General features: G+C 77.8%; 2 protein-coding genes. One reads left to right on the forward strand and one right to left on the reverse strand.

Annotated elements, in window-relative coordinates; translation table 11 throughout:
- Positions 1 to 2,770 (reverse strand): FtsK/SpoIIIE domain-containing protein (locus VR45_RS27895; RefSeq protein WP_045942615.1); only part of this gene is annotated, 2,770 nt, incomplete at its 3' end.
- 427 nt (positions 2,771 to 3,197) lie between these two features.
- Here VR45_RS27895 and VR45_RS27900 point away from each other — a divergent pair.
- Positions 3,198 to 4,825 (forward strand): serine/threonine-protein kinase (locus VR45_RS27900; RefSeq protein ID WP_052709426.1); only part of this gene is annotated, 1,628 nt, incomplete at its 3' end.

Consider the following 4,825-nt stretch of genomic DNA (forward strand, 5'->3'; position numbering starts at 1 on the left):
GGTCGGTGGGGCCGTTTCCCAGCTCGCGGACGGGGCGGCGGGCGGGTGGGGCGCCCAGTTGGAGCGGGTCTATGGCGACGACGGTGGGCCGCAGGGTCGCGGTGCGCGGGATGCGGCCGCTGATGCGGGCGGTCTGGAACGCGGTGACGCCGCCGTCCGGCAGGCGCAGGTAGCCGCGGCCCGGAGTCGAATCCGGCAGGGCCGCCGCGTCGCCGAGGTGGATCAGCAGATCGGAGTCGGCCGGGTCGTCCGTCCGCAGCGCGATCCGCAGCAGGGCGGCGTCGTCCACCTCGGTGCCGGTGGTCTCCTCCGGGCGGCCGGTGGTCACCGCGAGGTGGATGCCGAGCGGCCCGCCGCGGCGGGCGACGGCGGCCAGGGCCCGGGCGAGCGGCCGCCCGGCCGGGGAGGTCGGGGCGAGGAGGGCGTCGTAGTCGTCGACGACGACGACCAGCCGGGGCGGGCAGGGCCCGGCGCCCGCCGCAGGTGCAACCGCGGCCTCGGGGCTGCGCGGCTGGATGATGCGCGGGGTGTTCGCCGCCGGCGTCGGGGCACCGACGGTGGCGGGGACCGGGACGGGCTCCCCGTCGAGGATCCGGGCCGCGTGCCAGGAGGCGAAGTCCAGGCCGTCGAACAGCCGCTCCCGCATCGCCAGCTCGTCCTCCAGCGCCTCGGCGGCGAGCAGCGCGGCGCGCGGGTCGGCGCCGGCGTTCACCAGGCCGGTGACGTGCGGGAGTTCGGTGCAGCCGGCGAGCCCGTCCTCGGTGGCCCGCCCCTCGACCACGGTGACGGCGAGGCGTTCGGGCCGCTCGGAGACGGCGAGCGAGGCGATCAGGGTGCGCAGCAGCTCCGTCTTGCCGGAGCCGCGGGCGCCGCCGATCAGCAGGTGCGGGCCGCCCGGGTCGGGGGAGGGGAGGGTGAGTTCGGGGTCGGCGAGGTCGAGCACGCACAGCTCGTCGCGGGTGGTGCCGAGCAGGGCGGTGGCGGCGCCGATGCCGCCGGCGTGGGCGTCCCAGCGGGCGGAGAGCTTGGCCGGGGTGACGGTGTCCAGCTGGAGCAGGTCGAGCAGGCGCAGCGCGTCCGGCAGTGGCCCCCGGTTGGCCGGGGTGGCCTCGCGCAGCGGGGCGAGGACCCGGGCGAGGCGCTCGGCCCAGGCGTCGGAGACGGCGTCCAGGGAGATCTCGTGCAGGGTCTCGCGGCCGCGGGCGACCGGGCCTGGGCGGTCGAGCGACAGCTGGGTGCCGACCTCGCCGGTGATCAGCGCGGTGGCGCCGAGGCCGCGGGGCAGCAGTTCGGGCTGCTCGGCGAGGCAGACGGGGAAGATGCCGACTGCCGGTCCCTGGCGCAGCAGCAGGTCGAGGGCCTGCCGGGCGGCCTCGGTGGCCGGGCGGCCGTCGACCACGACCACGGTGGCGGGGTGGCCGCCGAGGCCGACCGGGCCGCTGAGCCGGGTGGTGAGTTCGGTGAGCCGGGCGGCGGCCTGCTCGTCGTCGAGGCCGAGCAGCAGCCGGCAGTCCTGGCCCTCGGCGGGCCGCAGGTGGGGCAGCCACAGGGCCCAGGCCCAGGTGTCGACGCGGTCCTGCGGGGTGCGCGCCGGGTCGGCGTCGACCACCACCAGGCTGAGTCCGGTCGGCGGGTGCAGCGCGGCGAGCTGGGCGACGACGGCGCGGGTCAGCGCGTCCAGCCGCTCGCGCGGGCCGCTGAGGCCGAGGCTGCCGGCGGTCTGCAGGTCGAGGGTGACCGGGACGGCGGGGAGCACGGTGCCGGGCGAGGTGCCGGGGCCGCCGGGCCGGTCTGCGGTGCCGAGCCGGAGGGTGAGCGCGTCGGGGTGGCCGGGGCCGCGCTCCCAGAGCCGGGGCCCGCGGCCGAGCGCGTTGAGCAGGAGGGTGGCGAGGTCGGGCCAGCGCTCGCGCTGGGCGGCGGCCTGCCGGGTGCGGACGGCGGCGTGGTGGCGCTCGGCGCTCTCCTCGGGCGGTTCGGCGGCGGAGCGGCCGAGCCGGAGCGAGAGCAGGCCGCGCCCGCGCCCGGTGGGCGGTTCGGGCGCGCTGGGCGGCTCGGTGACCGCCGGGGCGGAACGGACCGGTGCGGGGGCGGCGAGCTGGAGGTGGCCGTGCCCGTCGGGGAGCGCGGCGCGGGCGGGCGGCCCGGAGCCGTCCCGGGTGTCGGGGACGGTCACCCGCAGGGTGGTCTCGCCGAGCCGCAGCAGGCCGGTGCCGTCGAGCGGGACGGCCTCCTCCGGTGCTCCCGGCGGGACGAGCCGCCCGTCCACGGTGGTGCCGTTGGTGGAGCCGAGGTCGCGGACGGTGACCGTGCCGTCCTCGGCGAGGTGCAGGGCGAGGTGCAGCCGCGAGACGTCGGGGTCGTCGACCGGGACGTCGGCCTCGCCGGAGCGGCCGACCCGGATCTCCCGGCCGTGCAGCCGGTGCACTCCGCCGGCGTCGGGGCCGCCGACGACGCGGAGTTCGGCGGCGGCGGGGGTGTCGTCCGGGTCGTCGGCGGTCGGGTCCGGCTCGTTGAGGGAGAGGACGGCGCCGTCGAGCAGCGGGGGGTGGCCGAGCAGGGTGTGCTCGTCCACCCGGCGCGCCCCGGCGTAGAGGTGCACATGGGTGGCGGCCCGGGGGCCGCGCACGCCGACGGCGCCCGCGAGCGCCCCGGCGAGGGAGCCGAGCGCGGTGCCCACGGGCGCGGTGACCAGCACGTCCACGTAGGGGATGGCGGTGCCGGCGACTGCCGGGCCGCTGCGCGGTCGGAGGACGGTCAGCCGGATCTGCATCTCGCCCGCGGTCCCTTCTGCTGGTGTGACGCCGTTGTGCCGCTGCCCGGGGCCGCCGCGGGGGAGCGGGGGTGGCCGCGACACCGGTTGGGCCACAAGAGTGGCGAGTGTCATCCTGCCATCCGTCACGGACAGTCCGCGCACGGTACCGGATTTGACGATCTTGCGATCATCGCCATGTTTGCGGGCGACGGAGAGTCAGGTCAACCGGTGCCCGGAAAGGCAGGCCCGGCGGCCCCGGTGGAACCGCCGGCGGGCCCTGCGGGTCTTCCCGTAGGGGATGTCCCCCAACCCGGGCGAACGCCCTGCCGGTCGACCCAAAAACGTGAACGGGCCCCGTTAGAGTGGCCGGAAACACGGGCCCGGCAGGCTCACCGCACCGGCGGAGGAGCCGCCCGCGCGGGCGGCACGGCGAGGAGTGCGACAGGTGCGGCCAGTCGGGAGCAAGTATCTGCTGGAGGAGACCCTCGGACGAGGGGCCACCGGCACCGTCTGGCGCGGCCAGGTCCGTGCCGACGTCGAAGTCCCCGGTACCGCGCCCGGGCAGCAGGTGGCGATCAAGATCCTGCGCGAGGAGCTCGCCGCCGACCCCGATGTCGTGATGCGGTTCCTGCGCGAGCGCTCGCTGCTGCTGCGGCTCACCCACCCGAACATCGTCAAGGTCCGCGACCTGGTCGTCGAGGGCGAGCTGCTGGCCCTGGTGATGGACCTCGTCGACGGCCCCGACCTGGCCCGCTACCTGCGCCAGAACGGTCCGTTCAGCCCGATCGCGGGCGCCCTGCTGATGGCCCAGGTCGCCGACGCGCTGGCCGCCAGCCACGACGACGGCATCGTCCACCGCGACCTCAAGCCGGCCAATGTGCTGCTCGCCACCGCCGTCGTCGAGGGCACCGAGCAGATGCACCCGATGCTGACCGACTTCGGCATCGCCCGGCTCGCCGACTCCCCGGGCATCACCCGCAGCCACGAGTTCGTCGGCACCCCCGCCTATGTGGCGCCGGAGTCCGCCGAGGGCCGCCCGCAGACCTCCGCGGTGGACGTCTACGGCGCCGGGATCATGCTGTACGAGCTGGTCACCGGACGCCAGCCGTTCCAGGGCGACAACCCGCTGGCGATCCTCCAGGCGCACCTCGCCCAGGAGCCGCAGCGGCCGTCCACCATGCCCGAGCCGCTCTGGACGGTGATCGAGCGCTGCCTGCGCAAGGACCCGGCGCAGCGGCCCGGCGCGGTCTCGCTCTCCCGCGCGCTGCGGGTGGTCGCGGCGGGGGTGGGCGTGCACGCCTCCCCGGCGGCGGTGGACGCGGCGCTGGCCGTGGGCGCGCTGCTCGTGCCCGATCCGCAGCCGACCGTGGTGCCCGGCAACGCGGACGCCGCGGGCCAGGGCCCGCTGGGCGGTCCGGGCGTGGCCGGCCTGCCGTTCGGCGCCGAGGACCGCACCCAGGTGCTCCCGGCCGGCCAGGCCGCTCCCGGCCAGCCGGGCCAGGGGTACGACCCGGCGGCGGCCACCCGGGTGATGGACACCCAGCCGCCCCCGTACGACCCCGCGGCCGCGACCCGGGTGATGCCGCCCGCCGCGGTGCCGCCGCCCCCGGCCGGGCCGCCGCAGGCCGACGCGCCGCACCCGTGGCAGTCCCAGCTGCGGGCCGCCCGGGACCGCAACCAGCAGACCGAGATCGGCTACTTCGAGCCCGAGGACTTCGAGGCCCCGCCGGTCGCCCCGCCGCCCTTCCAGGCCGGGCAGGGGCACCAGCAGCAGGGCCACCAGCAGCAGGGCCACCAGGGCTACCCGCAGCAGCCGGGCCACCCCCAGCAGCCGGGGTACCGGCCGCCGCAGGGCTACCAGCAGGGCCACCCGCAGCCGGGCCAGCAGCAGGGCCAGCAGCCGCAGGGCTACCAGCAGCCGGGCCGGCCGCCCCAGGGCGGCGGCCACCAGGCCCCGCCCGGCTACGCCCAGCGCCCGCCGGTCGCCCCGCCGCCGTACCGGAGCGGACCGGGCGGGCAGCCGCCCGCCGGCTACAACCAGCCGCCGCAGCAGGGCCAGGGCCAGCCGTACGG

This window comes from Streptomyces sp. NRRL S-495 (assembly GCF_000966955.1).
GTDB classification, from domain to species: Bacteria; Actinomycetota; Actinomycetes; order Streptomycetales; family Streptomycetaceae; genus Kitasatospora; species Kitasatospora purpeofusca.